This window comes from Rhizobium sp. BE258, from assembly GCF_031457345.1.
GTDB lineage: Bacteria > Pseudomonadota > Alphaproteobacteria > Rhizobiales > Rhizobiaceae > Rhizobium.
The window spans coordinates 488,860-504,779 of sequence record NZ_JAVDWL010000002.1; the positions used below are offsets into that span (position 1 = coordinate 488,860).

Genomic DNA, 15,920 nt, shown 5'->3' on the forward strand with positions numbered 1-15,920 from the left:
AGCGGCCGGTGCGTCGCAGTAACAAATCAACTCGTTGGTGAAATTAACCCAACTTTAATCATAGTTTCAAGGGTTGAGGCCCCTCGGGACGCCGAAACTTGAAAACGTACTTAAGCACATGTTTTTAAAACGAAAATCGCGCCTTTCGAGCGCGATTTCTGTGTGTTTTTGACGGATTGAAAACAGCGCCGCAAGATTCGGTCCAGCTTCAATTTCCGGCTTAGCTGCGGAACAGCGTCAGAACGTTCTGCGCGCTCGAATTCGCAATCGACAGCGACTGGATCGCCAGCTGCTGCTGTGTCTGAAGCGCGGTCAGTTTGGACGATTCCTCTTCCATGTTGGCATCGACGAGGCGGCCGACACCCGAGTCGATGGAGTCACTGAGCGACGAGACGAAATTCTCCTGCAACTGAATGCGTGTCGAAATCGAACCGAGCTGCGAAGCCGCCTTCGTCATCGATTCAAGACCTGCCTCCACAGCATTCAGGGCGAGGCCGATGTCATCCGTCGACAGGTTGGAGATGTCGAACGAGAAAATCGAGCCGATCGTGCCGTTGGAGCTACCGATGATGCCAGTCGAGGTATCGATCGATCCGTTGCTAGTGCCGAACAGCACGTTGCCGGTCGAAGCGGAGTTCAGCACATATTCGGTGGTGGTGACCGAAGTGTTGCCGTTGCCGTCGCGAACAAAGGACGAGACCACACTCTTGGTTTCGTTGCCCGCCACCCAGTTTTCGCCGGAGAACGATGCGGACTGCGCAATGCTCAGAAGCTGAGACTGAAGCTGCTTCACTTCTTCCTGGATCTTCGTGCGGTCGACGCCCTTTTCGGTTGCGGCAACAAGCTTGGACTTGATCTCGGTGACGACGTCGATGGCGCTGTCCATCGCCGAATAGGCGGTGTCGACTTTTGCTGCGCCAAGACCCAACGCGTCGGACACGGCGGAAAGCGCCTTGTTGTCGGAGCGCATGGTCGTCGCAATCGACCAGTAGGCGGCGTTATCGGCAGCCTTGGCGACACGGTAACCGGAGGATACGTGATTCTGGGTGGTTTCGAGACTGTTGTTAATCGTACGAAGTGTCTGAAGCGCAGCCATGGCTGCGACGTTCGTCAAAATGCTCGTCATGAAAAAGTGCCCCTTATTGGCAATACGTCGAGAAGGGACATTCCGGCCTACCGGGAACGGGAACCAGCGCTCATGCCTGTTAACCTGGGATTAAACTTGGTTAACTCACCGTTACGTTGAGCGCAGAAGACGGCAAAATGGTTAACAAAACGTTAACGCGGACAGCAAAAAACCGCGCCCGTTAAGGCGCGGTTTCGTTTTCCTGGGCCGACCGGACAATACCGGACGGCTTGTATCGCCAATCCTATTAGCCGCGGAAGAGCGACAGGATGTTCTGCGAAGAGGAGTTTGCAATCGAGAGCGACTGGATGGCCAGCTGCTGCTGCGTCTGCAGAGCGGTCAGCTTCGAGGACTCTTCTTCCATGTCGGCGTCGACGAGGCGGCCAACACCCGATTCGATTGCGTCGCTCAGCGACGAAACGAAGTTCGACTGCATGTCGATACGCGAGGAGATCGAACCGAACTTCGAACCGAGCGAGGTCATGTCCTTCAGAGCGGTTTCAACGTCGGTCAGCAGGCCGTCGATGTCGCCCTTGGTCGTGGAGGAGTCGATCGTGAACTCGGTGATCGACTTGCCCGAAGACGCGCCGGCCGTGCCGAGAATACCGCCGGTACCGGCAGTCGCATCGGTGTAGAGCAGATCGGTGTCGGAAGCGGTGTACTCGGTGACCGTAACAGATACAGCGCCGGTGTTGCTGCGGACGAAGGAGGAGACAACGCTCATCGTTTCGCCGGCGTTGTTGGCAACCCAGTTTTCGCCGTTGAACGAAGCGGAAGAAGAAATGCTCTTCAGCTGCGCTTGGAGCTGGGTGATTTCGTCCTGAACCTTCGACTTGTCAACGCCGTCTTCGGTTGCAGCAACGAGCTTCGACTTGATTTCGGAAACGACGTCGATGGAGCTTTCGACAGCGGTGTAAGCCGTGTCAACCTTGGCAGCACCCATGCCGAGAGCGTCAGAAACGGCGCCGAGGGCCTTGTTGTCCGACTTCATCGTCGTTGCGATCGACCAGTAAGCTGCGTTGTCGGCAGCCTTGCCAACGCGCAGACCCGACGAAACGTGGTTCTGAGTGTCGGCGAGGTTCTGGTTGACGTTGCGCAGGGTCTGCAGAGCGGACATTGCGGAATTGTTGGTAAGAATGCTGGTCATTTAAATGTGCCCCTAATTGGCTACGTGATGAAGGGCATTCCGGTCTCACCGGGAACGGCGCTCAGCGTCATGCCTGCCGATCGTCTGTTGACCGACCGCCGTTTCGATGTGCTTAGAAAACAGCATCATCGTTAAAAGAAGCTAAACACGGTTAAAAAAAATCGTTAAAAATCGGTAACTTAGGTTAAATCCTGTTAATCCATTTTTAATAACAAAAATGGCCGGTGAGACACCGGCCATTTCGATTTTTCGGTACTTGCTGCCAGCTCTTAACGGAAGAGCGACAGGATGTTCTGCGACGAGGAGTTTGCAATCGAGAGCGACTGGATAGCCAGCTGCTGCTGCGTCTGCAAAGCGGTCAGCTTCGAGGACTCTTCTTCCATGTCGGCGTCGACGAGGCGGCCAACACCCGATTCGATCGAGTCGCTGAGCGACGAAACGAAGTTCGACTGCATGTCGATACGCGAGGAGATCGAACCGAACTTCGAACCGAGCGAGGTCATGTCCTTCAGAGCGGTTTCAACGTCGCTCAGCAGGTTGTCGATACCGCCCTTGGTCGTGGAGGAGTCGATCGTGAACTCGGTGATCGACTTGCCCGAAGACGCGCCGGCCGTGCCGAGAATACCGCCGGTACCGGCAGTCGCATCGGTGTAGAGCAGATCGGTTGCACCGGCCGTGTATTCGGACGTGGTGACCGATACCGAACCAGAGCTGCTGCGAACGAAGGAGGAGACAACGCTCATCGTTTCGCCGGTCGAGTTGGCAACCCAGTTCTCGCCGTTGAACGAAGCGGAAGAAGAAATGCTCTTCAGCTGCGCCTGGAGCTGGGTGATTTCGTCCTGAACCTTCGACTTGTCGACACCGTCTTCAGTCGCAGCAACGAGCTTCGACTTGATTTCGGAAACGACGTCGATGGAGCTTTCGACAGCGGTGTAAGCCGTGTCAACCTTGGCAGCGCCCATGCCGAGAGCGTCAGATACGGCGCCGAGGGCCTTCGTGTCCGACTTCATCGTCGTTGCGATCGACCAGTAAGCTGCGTTGTCGGCAGCCTTGCCAACGCGCAGACCCGACGAAACGTGATCCTGGGTCTTGCCGAGGTTCTGGTTGACGTTACGCAGCGTCTGGAGTGCTGCCATTGCGGAAGTGTTGGTATTAATGCTTGTCATAAGTCTGTCCCCTAGAAAACTAGATACAAAAACGAGGACATACCGGACTGTGATTACCGGCGATGGCGGATGCGCTTCATGCTACTGGGCGCCTTTTCTGTGTGGCCCCAAACCCGTCATGTCCAGGGCAATCTCGCAGCCAATGCTTGCCAACTCCTTAAATGTGCGGGGGCCGACAGGACCCATGCCAAGTATAGTTAAATCTTCCGCAAGATATTTTCGGTTGCACTCACCGAGCCCGTCCGGCGCCTGCGCCACCAGCTTCGAGCAGGCTTCGCGTGCGAATATGGCAAAGCCGGGAAGCAGGTGAACTCGTTCCATTTCGAGGTGACGGTCTTCTGTGCCGCGGCTGCATTGGCGTTTTGATCAGAGCATTTCCAAACGGAGTTCGGTTTTGAACAGCAAAGTCTCGTTTTCGGTGGCATCCCGTGAATACCAGATGGGGCGCTACACAAAGTCTCTCGCAACCCTGAACCAGCTGATCGACGTCCAGAAAGATGCGAAGACCTACGCGCTGCTGGCCAAGAACCTGCTTCAGCTTGGTTTCAAGTCGGACGCGGCGAAATCCTATTCTCTTGCGGCCAAATCCGAAGGCCCGAACTCCTACGAGTATCACAAGCTCGCCGCGCGGCTGCATTTCGAATGCGGCGAGGAGGACGAGGCTCTGGTGATCTGCATGCGCAACTTCGAAAAGGCGCAGCGCGACCCCGACCTCGCATTCATTCTCGTGTCCGTATTCCTCGGCCGCCAACAGCGCGATCTGATCCAGCCGCTGAAGAACGTCCTTTCCGAGAGCAGCAACCGCGAGCACCTTGCCGCCGCTGCCAAGCTGGTTTCCAACGATCTCAGCGACGCTTCCAACGAGCTTCTCGCCCGCAATATCTTCAAGCGCTTCCCGAAGGATTATTCGGCACGCTTCCTCTATCTGATCTTCCTGCGCGAATTCAACGATTACGAAGAGGCGCAGAAGCACCAGAAGGTCGTCGACGACTTGGTTGCCGGCGGACGGCCGGAGGTCCTGCAGAAGGATCACCCATTCTATCACCTTCACTGGTGCGGCAACGAAGACCACAATCGCTACCCGACGGTCGGCGTGCCGAAACTCGATCCCGAAAAGATCGCACTTCGCCGCGGTCTGCCGCATGCGTGGGCCGGCAAGATCCGCGTCGGCTACATGTCCTCGGACTTCTGGGACAACCACGCGACCATGAAGCTGATGCAGCGCGTTCTCGAACTCCACGACCGCGACAAGTTCGAGATCGTGCTATTCGACCATAGCGGACCGCTGGCGCTGCAGACCAACAAGACCGATCGCAGCAAATGGGGTACCGTCGTCGATATTCACAGCATCGCCGACAAGGACGTGCTGCAGGTCGTTCGCGACCACAACATCGACATCATGGTTGACCTCAAGGGACACACGGCCGACAGCCGCGCCCACACATTCAACATGCCGCTGGCGCCAGTGCATGTCGCCTGGCTCGGCTTCCCGGGAAGCACCCTCGGCATCGATCTCGACTATGTCATCGGCGACCACTTCGTGCTGCCTGACGTCGCCAAGCCCTTCTATCACGAGAAGTTCTGCCGGATGCCGGAGAGCTACCAGCCGAACGACCCTGCGAACCGTCCGCAGCCGCGTCCGGTCACCCGCGACCAGTTCGGTCTTCCGGAAGACGCCTTCGTGTTTGCCTCCTTCAACGGCAATCGCAAGATCACCCCGGAAGCGATTGCGAGCTGGGCCCGCATCCTGAAGCGTGCGCCAAACAGCGTGCTGTGGCTGATGACGACCTCTCCGCGCAACGAGGGCAACCTGCGGAAGGCCTTCCAGGCAGAGGGCGTGCCCACCGACAGGATCGTCTTCTGCAAGCGCAGCGCCTATGAGGAACATATCAGCCGTCTGCAGGCTGCCGATATCGGCATCGACACCTTCCCCGTCAACGGCCATACGACGACGTCGGAGCAGCTCTGGGGCGGTCTGCCGGTTCTCACCATGAAGGGCACCAACTTCGCCTCACGCGTCAGCGAGAGCCTGCTGAATGCCATCGGGCTGCCCGAACTCGTCGGTGCGGACCTGCAGGGTTACGAAGATCTCGCTGTCGAACTGGCGGCGCAGCCGGAAAAGATCGCCGGTTACAAGGCGCATCTTGCCGAACAGCGCTACATCGCCCCGCTCTTCGACGCAGAGCGCTTCTGCCGCCATCTGGAACAGGCTTACGAAACGATGGCCGAACGCGCCAAGCAAGGCGAAGCACCCGATCACTTCGACGTCCCTGCCCTGCCGGCACGGACCGAACCGTTCCCGGCCGCATAATAGCGGCCCGAGACCGGAGACATGCAAAACCCGCCGGAGTTGCTCCCGGCGGGTTTTCTTTATGCGGACGAATGAAGGATCGTGAGCGTATCAGCTGAAGGAGCGGACCAGGCTGCCAACCAGAAGATTCCAGCCGTCGATCAGCACGAAGAACAGAATCTTGAAGGGCAGCGAGATCGACGTCGGCGGCAGCATCATCATACCCATGGCCATAGTGATGGTGGCGACAATGAGGTCGATGACCAGGAACGGCAGGACGACCAGGAAGCCGATTTCGAAACCGCGGCGGATTTCGGAAATCATGAAGGCCGGGAGCAGGACGCGGTAGTCGATGAGCGCGCCTGTCTGAACGTTCTGCCCACGCTCGCGGGCCAGATCGACGAAGAGCGCCAGATCCTTGTCGCGGGTATTGGCTGCCATGAAGGTGCGAAAAGGCTCGGCAATGCGCTGGACCGCTTCCTGCTCCTGGATCTGGTTGGCGAGAAGCGGCTGAACGCCGTCCTGCCATGCCTTATCGAAAGTCGGCGCCATGACGTAGAAGGTCATGAACAGCGACAGCGACAGCAGGATCATGTTGGATGGCGTGGACGAGAGGCCGAGGCCGGTGCGAAGGATCGAGAAAGCGATGATGAAGCGAGGAAAACTCGTCACCATGATCAGGATGCCCGGCGCGACCGAAAGAACGGTCAGAAGGCCGAATGTGCGGATGATCCAGGCAGCGACCGAACCATCGACAGGAAGATTTAACAGATTTGTCGGCAGCTGCTGAGCCACCGCCAATTCTGGTACCGCCATCATGGCGGCCAAGAAAATTATGAATCGAATCATTCGATGACAAAGGTCCTGAACATGACCTTGGATACGCGCCCCTGAGAGCGCAGGTCAACACGTTCCTGGATGTCATCCCGTAGATATTGAAAGCCGCGCGGACCTTCGATCTGCTGCAGCGAAACCGTTCTGATGTAAGCCATTATATCTTGATGGATATCTTCAGCGACCTTCACATCAGGCGGTCCGTTGAAGAGCAGTGCGACCTCTAGCCTCACCCAGTTTTCAGAGGGGTAAGCGAGATTGGAGGTGATAGGCTCGAGCTGGACGACGTTGTTCGCTTCGGTCGAGACATGCGGGAGGCCGGTTTCGCCTTCCTTCTTCTCGCCGCCAGCGGGCTTCGGTTCGGCAGCTGCCTCATTTGCCTGCTCGGCGCTCTTAACGTTCGGGGCGATCATCGTGCCCACCGCCCAGCCGCCGCCGGCGCCGAGAAGTGTCAGGATGGCGATGCCGACGATCGTCATCATCGCTGCCGATTTCTTCTTCGGTTTGGCTTCGCCTGCTTCTTCGTCTGCCATGGTTCCGGCCTTAAAGCGGTGAGAAGAGATCGACGGCCTGCTGGCCGCGCGGCGGCTGCTGCATTTCCATCAGGCGGCCACGGCCACCGTAGGAGATGCGGGCTTCGGCGATCTTCTCATACGAGATCTGGTTGTCGGAATTGACATCCTGCGGCCGCACGATACCGGCGACGTTGAGGATGCGGATTTCCTGGTTGACGCGAACTTCCTGCGAACCGCTGATAACAAGGTTGCCGTTCTCGAGGATACCGGTGACGACGGCGGCGACCATGAGCTTCAGCGTCTCGGACCGGTCGATCTTGCCCTTGCCGTCGGTGCTCGTGTCGGAGCCGTAGGTCAGGTCCGTCTTCGAAGCCGGATTCCAGCCGAGAATATTGGCATTGACGTCCCAGTTCATGCCGCTGGAATTGGTGCGGCTACGGCTGGTGTCGTTCTCGAACTTCGCCTTGTCGTTGATCTGGATATTGACCGTCAGGATGTCGCCGACATTCAATGCGCGTGCGTCCTTGAAGAGCGCGGCCTGGCTATCGCTCCAGAGCGAATAGCCCTGCGCGACCTGGCGTGGCTGCTTCGGATAAAGTGCCATCTGCGGCGTCTGGCCGTAAGCCAGGCCGCTGCCGATCGGGCTCATGGCGGGTGCCCGGCCGATCTCCCTCACGGACTGCGGCGACTGGCAGCCGGCGAGAAGGGCGACGGCGGCAATGGCAGCCGGGAAACGCTTGTTCATGAGGGATCCTTCGACGTATTGGGATCGGATGCACTGGCGATGATGTTGGCGATGACGGCGGCCTTCTCAGGGTCCATCTCGTTGAGGATCAGGCTCGACTGGCGCGGGCCAAGCCGCATGATCACGGCGGCCGCAATCTCGGTCTTGGCCTTCTCGAGCTGCAGTGCAGCAGCATCCGGCTTCATGTTCTTGTAGATGTCCGTCAGGCCGGCTTCGGCCTGCTTGAGGAAGACATCACGGCGCTTCAGCCAGTCCTGGTATTCGGCCTTGCGCTTATCCATTTCGGCGACGCGCGTATCGATGTCGGCGCGCAGCTTCTCGAGCTCCTGCTTTTGCAGGAGATAACGCTGGTCGCGGGCCGGATCGGCGATGTTGGTGCAGAACTGCTTGATTTCGTCCTCGGAGGTGATGTCGCCCTCCGGCTTCTGCGCTTCCTGTGCGAAGGCGCCAGGAATGGAAAGCAGCAGCACGGCTGCCGCCGGCAGCGCCGAGCGCCGCAACAGCTCGGCAACCGTCATGTCCTTGTTCAGCCTGATCATTGCAGCACAAGCTCCGCCTGCAGCGCACCTGCAGATTTGATGCCTTGGAGGATGGCGATGATGCCGTCCGGTTTCACGCCAATATTATTGAGACCGGCAACGAGGGTGCGCAGATCGGGACCATCAAGCATTGCCACCCGGCCGCCGGATTTCTGCGCGGCGATGTCGGTCTGCGGCTGTATGGCCGTCTGGCCCTTGGAGAAGGGTTCGGGCTGGATGACCTGCGGCGTCTCGGTGACCTGGACCGTCAGCGTACCATAGCTGACAGCAACCGGTGACACCCGGACGTCGGCGCCGATGACGATCGTGCCCGTTCGCTCGTTAACCACCACCTTTGCAGGCGTATCGGTCTCGACGACGAGGTTTTCGATATCGGCCATCAGGCGCGTCAGGTCGGCTTCACGCGGCTTCTGTACGATGACTTCCTGGGCGTCCTTGGCTTCGGCAACGGGGCCGCCGAAGCGCGACGACGCATAGCCGTTGACGACATCGGAGATACGCACCGCGGTCGAGAAGTCCGGGTTGCGAAGCTGCAGGACGAGATTGACGGAATCCTTGAAGCGCGATGGCAGTTCGCGTTCGATGATCGCACCACCGGGAACGCGGCCGGCGGTGGTGACACCTTCGGTAACGGTTGCCGCAGCACCCTGCGCCTGAAAGCCCGATACCACGACGGAGCCCTGGGCAACGGCATAGATCTGGCCATCGGCGCCCGACAGCGAGGTCATGACCAGTGTGCCGCCGCGCAGCGACGAGGCATCGCCCAGCGAGCTGACATTGACGTCGATGCGGCTGCCGGGGCTGGCGAACGGCGGAAGATTGGCGGTGACCATGACCGCTGCGGTGTTCTTGGCGTTGGATTCGCCGCCCTGCGTCGAGATGCCGAGATTCTGCAGCATGGCGCGCATAGACTGTTCGGTGAACGGCGAGGCACGGAAGCCGTCACCCGTTCCCTGCAGGCCGACGATCAAGCCATAGCCGATCAGCTGGTTATCGCGGCCAGCCTGCAGCGAAGCGATATCCTTGATACGCGACGACATCGCGACGGCAGGCGTCACGGTGGTCATGCACATGGAGAGAGCCGCGAGCGCGGCGAGGATGCGAGAGACGATCTTCATTTTGCCGCCACGTGGATGGTGCCGTCAGCCAGCACGGTGCCGCTGATGATGACGCCCGAATCCATGTTGCGGGCGCGGATGACCTGGCCGGTCGAGCCATCTTCGAGCGGCGAACCGGCCGCGGAAATGGTCATCGGGCCAAGATTGAATACCAGCCGGATCTGCGAGCCGCGCGTCACCGTATAGGCTTCGCGCAGCGCCGAGACATTGATGGTCCGGCCGGGAAGAAGCGTGCGCTTCGAGATCATTCCCCGGACCTCGTCGATCGACTTTGCGTAGTCGCCTGAGAGGTTGGGGTTCGTGACTTCGACTTCCTGAAGCTGGCCGGCGCTGATCGTTTCTCCGGGATAGATCGTCGCGGTCGGGACGACCGCGTAACCCATGCCTGCGCTTGCCGGCGATGTCACAAGGACACCGCCATATGCGATCGCAGCCAGTGCCGTCAGAGCGACGGTATTTCTCGCCCGGCGAAACATCATGTTCGGCCCTTTCCTTGATTACTTCAGGTTCTTGCTGACGATGGAGGCCATTTCGTCGGCAGTGGTGATGACCTTCGAGTTCATTTCATAGGCGCGCTGCGCGGAGATCAGCTCGGTGATTTCCTTCACCGGGTCGACGTTCGACGATTCCAGATAACCCTGCTTCATGTAGCCGTAGCCCTCTTCGTCGGGGGTGCCGACTACAGCTTCGCCGGATGCCGGCGTCTGCTGGAAGAGGTTGTCGCCCATTGGCGTCAGGCCGGCTTCGTTGACGAAATCGGCAATCGTCAACTGGCCAAGAGTGGTCGGATCGGTCTGGCCGGCGAGCACCGCCGACACTTCGCCGGAGCGGCTGATCGTCAGCTGCGTCGAACCGGTCGGAATGGTGATCCCGGGGACGACCGTATAGCCGTCGGTGGTGACCAGCTGGCCGGTTTCATTCTTGTTGAAGGCGCCGGCGCGGCTGTAGAGCGTCGTGCCGTCAGGTGTCTGAACCTGGAAGAACCCGCGGCCGACGAGCGCGACGTCGAGGTCGTTGCCGGTCTGGCTGAGTTCGCCCTGGATATGCAGGTTACGAACGGCGGCGGTCTGAACGCCGAGACCGATATTTGCACCTTCAGGAACGATTGCCTGGTTGGCGCGGTTTGCGACACCCTTTGCGCGTTCGGTCTGGTACAGCAGGTCGGTGAATTCGGCGCGGGCGCGCTTGAAACCTGTCGTGTTGATGTTCGCGATGTTGTTCGCGATGACTTCGAGATTGGTCTGCTGGGCATCCATGCCCGTAGCCGCAATGGCAAGCGCTCTCATCTGTTCGTCCTTATCCGGTTACATCTGCATCTTGGTGACGTCGAGGAAGGCCGATACAACCTTGTCCCGGATGGCGATTGCCGTTTGAAGTGTCTGCTCGGCCTGCAGCATGGAATCGACGACTTCACGGGTCGTTGCCGTGCCCTTGATGCCGGCGAAAGACATTGATTCCGCGCCCTTGACCGAGTCCATGGCCTGGGTCGCCATGTTGCCGAGCATCGAGGAGAAGCTCTGGCCGGCCTTTGCGCTTTCTGCGGCCGAAGTGACCTGCGACGATGAATTTTCGTCCGTGATGCTTCCAAGGCCGCGTGTGCCGGAAAGCGAACCGATGCTCTGTACGTTGCTAATCATTATTGGCTCTTCAGAAGGTCGATGGTGGAGGAGATCAAATCGCGCGTCTGCTTAATGGTCTGCAGATTGGCGTCATAGGACCGGTTCGCTTCGCGCATGTCGGCCATTTCGACCAGCATGTTGACGTTTGGCATCTTCACCACGCCACGCTCATCCGCTGCAGGATTGCTCGGATCGTATTCGGTGGTGAATTCCGTCTCGTCGACACCGAGCTTCTTGACGCCAACTGTTGTGACGCCCCCGGCACGATCGACTTGCTCACCGAAGGTTACCGTCTTGCGGCGGTAAGGATCGGCGCCCGGCGTATCGCCAGTCGAACGCGAGTTGGCGATGTTTTCCGAGACAATGCGCAGGCGAGTCGATTGAGCCTCAAGCCCCGACCCAGCAATCTTCATGGCTGCTGATAAAGGATCCACGATTTTACTTCCTTACAGTCATCAACATCATTCTATTGAAAGAGCCGACCAGCGAGGTGTTCAGCTCGTACTGGCGCTTGATTTCGCCTGACTTGGAGAGTTCTTCAGCGAGACCGACAGTGTTGCCGGATTCCTGCACGCCGATCTCCTGATCGAGTGCGGCTTCCTTGACGTCGATGCTGCCGCTGGTGCTGAAATCGTTGCCGCTGAAATGCGCAGGATTGGTGCGCGCCATGGAAACATCAGCGTTTTCGAGGACCGACTGGAAGGGCGAGACGTCCTTCGCACGGTACTTCGGGGTGTTCGCGTTCGCGATGTTGCCGGCCACAACCTCCTGACGGACTGTCAGCCATTCCGCCTGCCGCGAGGCCAAGTCGAACAGTTGAATCGGTTGCATGGGAACTCTCCGTTTTTACTAAGAGGACCCTAGGGCGGTAATCTTGCGTCAGACTTACGGAGAACGCGGCTTTCGACCGGCGTGTCCGTTATGCCTCGGGCATCAACAAAAAAGCCCCAGGTGCGGCCGGGGCTTTTCTTCATGCTCTGAGCTTTGCAGTCTGGAATTAGCGGTAGATGTCGCCCTTTGAGGTGACGATCACCCATTTGCCGTCGCGCTGCTCGATCGTCGCGAGGCGGCTTTCGTCCGGCAGGACCGATCCGACGCGCACGACATACATTCCGGTCGTATCCTTGATCAGCGCCCGGCCGTTCGCCACATGCAGAAGCTTGAATCCGGAGCTCGCCGGGAACGGCTGGTCTTCCGGCACCAGGCCCTTTTCGACTTCCTTGCCGACGCTGGAGACCGTTGCGGTGGTCAGCTGGTCGAGCGGCTCCGGCTTGTTCTGGACTTCGTTCTTGTTGACCATGGCAAGCGGCGAGACGCTGAAGACGTTGCGTGCCGGCCAGTCGGGAAGATCCCGCGTGCGATCGCCCTGGGCAACATTGATGCTGAACTTGTCCTCGTTGAAGAAGACGTACCAGGGGAAAATCGCAGCAGCGCCCGCGAGCGCGAGGCCTGTCACGGTCAGCAGGCGGTCGAGCATCATCGACTGCCGCTTCTCATTCGACTTCAGCGGAGCAATGCGCTCGTCGTCGTCTTCAAACCCGGTCACGTTCAACCTCTTCTCGGAGCCCCTGGCTGGTTCGGCATTCCGGCTGCCGCCTTAAGGGCAGTGGCCAGATCGGCGAAGGCGTCTGGCGACGCCGAATCGCCCGGCGACTGTTTCAAAACATCGTAAATAATTGGTACTTGCTTGACCGCCATGTCCAAATCCGGGTCAGCGCCCGGACGGTAGCCGCCGATCAGACGCAGGTCGCGTGTCTCTTCGAAACGGTGGATCAGCGACTTCAGACGCGAGACCAGTTTCTCCTGGTCCGGCGTCCAGGCCTTGCGGGCGAGACGCGAGATCGAGGCGAGCGGGTCGATCGGCGGATAACGGCCTTCTTCAGCCAGGCTACGCTGCAGGACGAGGTGGCCATCGAGAATGCCGCGGGTCGAGTCTGCGATCGGATCGTTGTGATTGTCGCCATCGACGAGGATCGAGATTATCGCGGTGATCGTGCCGGTTCCTTCAGGTCCCGGGCCGGCGCGCTCCAGAAGCCGGGGCAGTTCGGTGAAGACCGAGGCCGGATAGCCGCGAGCGATCGGCGGCTCACCCGATGCGGTCGCCACTTCGCGGATTGCGTGGGCAAAACGGGTGACGCTGTCGACGATCAGGAGGACGTTCTGGCCCTGGTCGCGGAAATACTCGGCGATCGTTACCGCCGTCAGCGGCGCCATCTTGCGCAGCATCGGGCTCTCGTCGCTGGTTGCCACGACGGCGATCGACTTCTTCATGTTTTCGCCGAGCGTATCCTCGATGAATTCGCGCACTTCGCGGCCGCGTTCGCCGACCAGCGCGATGACAACCTTGTCGAAGGCATCGGCCATGGCGAGCATCGAGAGAAGTGTCGACTTGCCGACGCCAGAACCGGCGAAGATGCCGAGGCGCTGGCCATGGCAAAGCGGTGAGAAGATATCGACGGCGCGTACGCCGGTCTTGAAGCCCTTGTCGACGCGCTTTCGGGTCATCGACGGCGGCGCGGTGTTGGAGATGGAACGGCGATCGAGCCCTTCGGTGATCGGACCCAGACCATCGATCGGCTCGCAGAGAGAATTGATGGTCCGGCCGCACCAGCTGTCGGAGGGAGCGATGCGGAATGCACCCTTGCGGATGACGGTATCGTGGATGCCGATCGGCTCGCCCGGCTCGATCGGGCAGACATAGGCGAGATCCGGTTCGACGCGGACAACCTCGCCGAGATGAATGCCGGTTGCCGACTTGTGCGCCACGAATTCGCCAAGGCGCACATGCCTGGAAAGACCTGTAACCGTGTAGTGGCCCGCGGCGATTGTCTGCACATGACCGCCATGGGCCACGGAAAATTCCGGCTTCGTGTAACGGGCGGCGAGAGCGGCGAGATGCTCAAGCTTGGGCGAAAGCGCTTCTTTTGTCAGCGGCACGGTGTTCATGTCTCAGACCTTCCGCTTAGCGGCTGCCACCAAGCGTCTTGATCGCCTCGTTGAACGAGTTTTCGCTATCGGTCGTCAGCGATGCGATGCTTTCGAAGGCGCGGTTGACCTCGATCAACTGGGTGATCTCGCGCATCGCGTTGACGTTGGAATTTTCCAGGTAACCTTGCTCGACGCCGACGTTGAAGCGGTCGGTAACGGCGCGCGGCGTTTCCGTGGTCATGACGCCGCTGTTCTCATAGCGCAGGTAACCCTTGGAGATATCGGCCTCAAACAGACCGATAGAGCCAACCTGGCGGTTGCCTTGATAGATACCGCCGTCTGCGCCGACCTTCGGCTCGCCGCCGGCCGTGTTGAGGATGATCGGCGCTCCGCCGGCATCGAGAACCGGATAGCCGCGGATCGAAACCAGCTCGCCGGTGTCCTTCATCGTGAAGCGGCCGTCTTTGGTCAGAACCTGACCGGCCGGCGTATCGAGTGAAAACCAGGCGTCGCCCTTGATGGCGAAATCCAGCATGTTGCCGGTGTGCTGCAGCTCGCCGGTATCGCCAGAAAGATAGTCATTACCCTGCGAGACGAAGGCAACCTTGGCATTCAGCTTGTTGTCGGTGTTGCTGAGGATCTGGTTGAACTTCACTTCCGTGCCGCGGAAGCCCGTCGTGTTCACGTTTGCCATGTTGTCCGCGATGGTCGTCAAACGCTTTTCGAGTGCCATCTGTGATGACAAAGAAACATAAAGACCGGATTGCATCGGGGTAAGCTCCTGGCATTGGCGATGAACGGTACGAAGATCGGGTTCCTGGTGTGCGACCCGATTTCCGCTGAGGCGGCATCTCAGAAACGGGCGTAGTTCGCCCATTCGTCATCTCCAATCTGACAGCAGTTCCTTGTGCGAAACTGGCACGCGAAAATCCTGTCAGCGGGGACAACCATCAGCCTCACGCAAGCCAGCAACCCTATCCCATCAGCTGAAAATAACGATCAGGTGTGACTGACGATGAATATCATTATCGGATTTGTGATTACGATCGGCTGCATCATCGGCAGCTTCATGGCCATGGGTGGCCATCTCGAAGCGCTATTTCAGCCGTTCGAGCTTGTTATCATCGGCGGCGCCGGTCTCGGCAGTTTCATCATGGGTAACCCCATGAAAGTCGTGAAGGATTCGGGCAAGGCGCTCGGTGAAGCCTTCAAGCATACGGTTCCGAAGGAACGCAATTATCTCGATACGCTCGGTGTGCTTTACTCGCTGATGCGCGACCTGCGCACAAAGTCGCGCAACGAAATCGAAGCGCATATCGACAACCCGGCCGAATCCTCGATCTTCCAGACCGCCCCGACGGTGCTGAAGAACAAGGAGCTGACGGCGTTCATCTGTGACTACGTCCGCCTGATCATCATCGGCAATGCCCGCTCTCACGAGATCGAAGCGCTGATGGACGAAGAAATCAACACTATCCTGCACGACAAGCTGAAGCCCTATCACGCGATCCAGACCATGGGTGACGCGTTCCCGGCTATCGGTATCGTCGCGGCCGTTCTCGGCGTTATCAAGGCCATGGCGCACATCAACGACTCGCCCGAAGTTCTCGGTCACCTGATCGGTTCGGCGCTTGTCGGTACCTTCCTTGGTATTCTTCTCTCTTACTGCGTCTGCTCGCCGATCTGCTCGCAGATCAAGATCGTTCGCTCCAAGCAGCACCGTCTCTACGTCATCGTGAAGCAGACGCTGCTCGCCTACATGAACGGCTCGGTGCCGCAGGTTGCTCTGGAATACGGCCGCAAGACGATCTCGGCTTACGAGCGTCCATCGATCGACGCGGTCGAGCAGGAAATGATGAACCCGGGTGGCGAGAACAAGGCGGCCTAAGCGAC

The 15,920-nt window shown here is 59.2% G+C and carries 18 protein-coding genes; 2 read left to right on the forward strand and 16 right to left on the reverse strand.

Annotated elements, in window-relative coordinates; translation table 11 throughout:
• Nucleotides 1–220: 220 nt before the first annotated feature.
• The 3 genes from J2X43_RS07635 to J2X43_RS07645 form a co-directional block, all read right to left on the reverse strand.
• Nucleotides 221–1,126 carry a flagellin gene (locus tag J2X43_RS07635; protein ID WP_112387608.1) on the reverse strand — a complete coding sequence of 302 codons (906 nt, stop codon included), beginning with the start codon at nucleotides 1,124–1,126 and terminating at the stop codon, nucleotides 221–223.
• Between the two features lie 247 nt (nucleotides 1,127–1,373).
• The gene (locus J2X43_RS07640) at nucleotides 1,374–2,273 is read right to left on the reverse strand and encodes a flagellin (protein WP_112387607.1); all 900 of its coding nucleotides are present in this window, start codon (nucleotides 2,271–2,273) and stop codon (nucleotides 1,374–1,376) included.
• A gap of 269 nt (nucleotides 2,274–2,542) precedes the next feature.
• Nucleotides 2,543–3,439 carry a flagellin gene (locus J2X43_RS07645; RefSeq protein ID WP_112387606.1) on the reverse strand — a complete coding sequence of 299 codons (897 nt, stop codon included), beginning with the start codon at nucleotides 3,437–3,439 and terminating at the stop codon, nucleotides 2,543–2,545.
• Nucleotides 3,440–3,878: 439 nt separating this feature from the next.
• Between J2X43_RS07645 and J2X43_RS07650 the strand changes: the two genes are divergently transcribed.
• Nucleotides 3,879–5,750 (forward strand): glycosyl transferase, encoded by a 1,872-nt coding sequence (locus J2X43_RS07650; protein ID WP_112513959.1) that lies wholly within the window; start codon nucleotides 3,879–3,881, stop codon nucleotides 5,748–5,750.
• A 90-nt stretch (nucleotides 5,751–5,840) separates the two neighbouring features.
• Here J2X43_RS07650 and fliP read toward each other — a convergent pair whose 3' ends face one another.
• From fliP to flgF, 13 genes are all read right to left on the reverse strand, one after another.
• A complete protein-coding gene (fliP, locus tag J2X43_RS07655) occupies nucleotides 5,841–6,578 on the reverse strand; it encodes a flagellar type III secretion system pore protein FliP (protein WP_112387603.1) in 738 nt (245 codons plus the stop codon).
• Nucleotides 6,575–7,096, reverse strand: a complete 522-nt coding sequence (locus tag J2X43_RS07660; protein WP_112387602.1) for a flagellar basal body-associated FliL family protein — start codon at nucleotides 7,094–7,096, stop codon at nucleotides 6,575–6,577. Before J2X43_RS07660 ends, fliP begins: the two co-directional genes overlap by 4 nt.
• A 10-nt stretch (nucleotides 7,097–7,106) precedes the next feature.
• Nucleotides 7,107–7,823: a flagellar basal body L-ring protein FlgH gene (gene flgH / locus J2X43_RS07665; RefSeq protein ID WP_112387601.1), complete on the reverse strand. Its 717-nt coding sequence runs from the start codon at nucleotides 7,821–7,823 to the stop codon at nucleotides 7,107–7,109.
• Nucleotides 7,820–8,362: a MotE family protein gene (locus tag J2X43_RS07670; protein WP_112513961.1), complete on the reverse strand. Its 543-nt coding sequence runs from the start codon at nucleotides 8,360–8,362 to the stop codon at nucleotides 7,820–7,822. The genes flgH and J2X43_RS07670 overlap by 4 nt, the downstream gene beginning before the upstream one ends.
• A complete protein-coding gene (locus J2X43_RS07675) occupies nucleotides 8,359–9,480 on the reverse strand; it encodes a flagellar basal body P-ring protein FlgI (protein ID WP_112513962.1) in 1,122 nt (373 codons plus the stop codon). Before J2X43_RS07675 ends, J2X43_RS07670 begins: the two co-directional genes overlap by 4 nt.
• On the reverse strand, nucleotides 9,477–9,959 hold the full coding sequence (gene flgA / locus J2X43_RS07680; protein WP_112387598.1) for a flagellar basal body P-ring formation chaperone FlgA: 483 nt from the start codon (nucleotides 9,957–9,959) through the stop codon (nucleotides 9,477–9,479). Before flgA ends, J2X43_RS07675 begins: the two co-directional genes overlap by 4 nt.
• An 18-nt stretch (nucleotides 9,960–9,977) precedes the next feature.
• On the reverse strand, nucleotides 9,978–10,766 hold the full coding sequence (gene flgG, locus J2X43_RS07685) for a flagellar basal-body rod protein FlgG (RefSeq protein ID WP_112387597.1): 789 nt from the start codon (nucleotides 10,764–10,766) through the stop codon (nucleotides 9,978–9,980).
• Nucleotides 10,767–10,784: 18 nt separating this feature from the next.
• Nucleotides 10,785–11,117: a flagellar hook-basal body complex protein FliE gene (locus J2X43_RS07690; protein WP_112387596.1), complete on the reverse strand. Its 333-nt coding sequence runs from the start codon at nucleotides 11,115–11,117 to the stop codon at nucleotides 10,785–10,787.
• Nucleotides 11,117–11,533 (reverse strand): flagellar basal body rod protein FlgC, encoded by a 417-nt coding sequence (gene flgC / locus J2X43_RS07695; protein ID WP_112387595.1) that lies wholly within the window; start codon nucleotides 11,531–11,533, stop codon nucleotides 11,117–11,119. The genes J2X43_RS07690 and flgC overlap by 1 nt, the downstream gene beginning before the upstream one ends.
• A gap of 4 nt (nucleotides 11,534–11,537) precedes the next feature.
• Nucleotides 11,538–11,930, reverse strand: coding sequence for a flagellar basal body rod protein FlgB (gene flgB, locus J2X43_RS07700; protein ID WP_112387594.1), 393 nt, complete (start codon nucleotides 11,928–11,930; stop codon nucleotides 11,538–11,540).
• A gap of 166 nt (nucleotides 11,931–12,096) precedes the next feature.
• Nucleotides 12,097–12,579 carry a flagellar protein gene (locus J2X43_RS07705; RefSeq protein ID WP_405049580.1) on the reverse strand — a complete coding sequence of 161 codons (483 nt, stop codon included), beginning with the start codon at nucleotides 12,577–12,579 and terminating at the stop codon, nucleotides 12,097–12,099.
• 68 nt (nucleotides 12,580–12,647) lie between these two features.
• Nucleotides 12,648–14,045: a flagellar protein export ATPase FliI gene (gene fliI, locus J2X43_RS07710; protein WP_112538621.1), complete on the reverse strand. Its 1,398-nt coding sequence runs from the start codon at nucleotides 14,043–14,045 to the stop codon at nucleotides 12,648–12,650.
• A gap of 16 nt (nucleotides 14,046–14,061) precedes the next feature.
• Nucleotides 14,062–14,796: a flagellar basal-body rod protein FlgF gene (flgF, locus tag J2X43_RS07715; RefSeq protein ID WP_112387592.1), complete on the reverse strand. Its 735-nt coding sequence runs from the start codon at nucleotides 14,794–14,796 to the stop codon at nucleotides 14,062–14,064.
• A gap of 246 nt (nucleotides 14,797–15,042) precedes the next feature.
• Between flgF and motA the strand changes: the two genes are divergently transcribed.
• The gene (motA, locus tag J2X43_RS07720) at nucleotides 15,043–15,915 is read left to right on the forward strand and encodes a flagellar motor stator protein MotA (RefSeq protein WP_112387591.1); all 873 of its coding nucleotides are present in this window, start codon (nucleotides 15,043–15,045) and stop codon (nucleotides 15,913–15,915) included.
• Nucleotides 15,916–15,920: the final 5 nt, after the last annotated feature.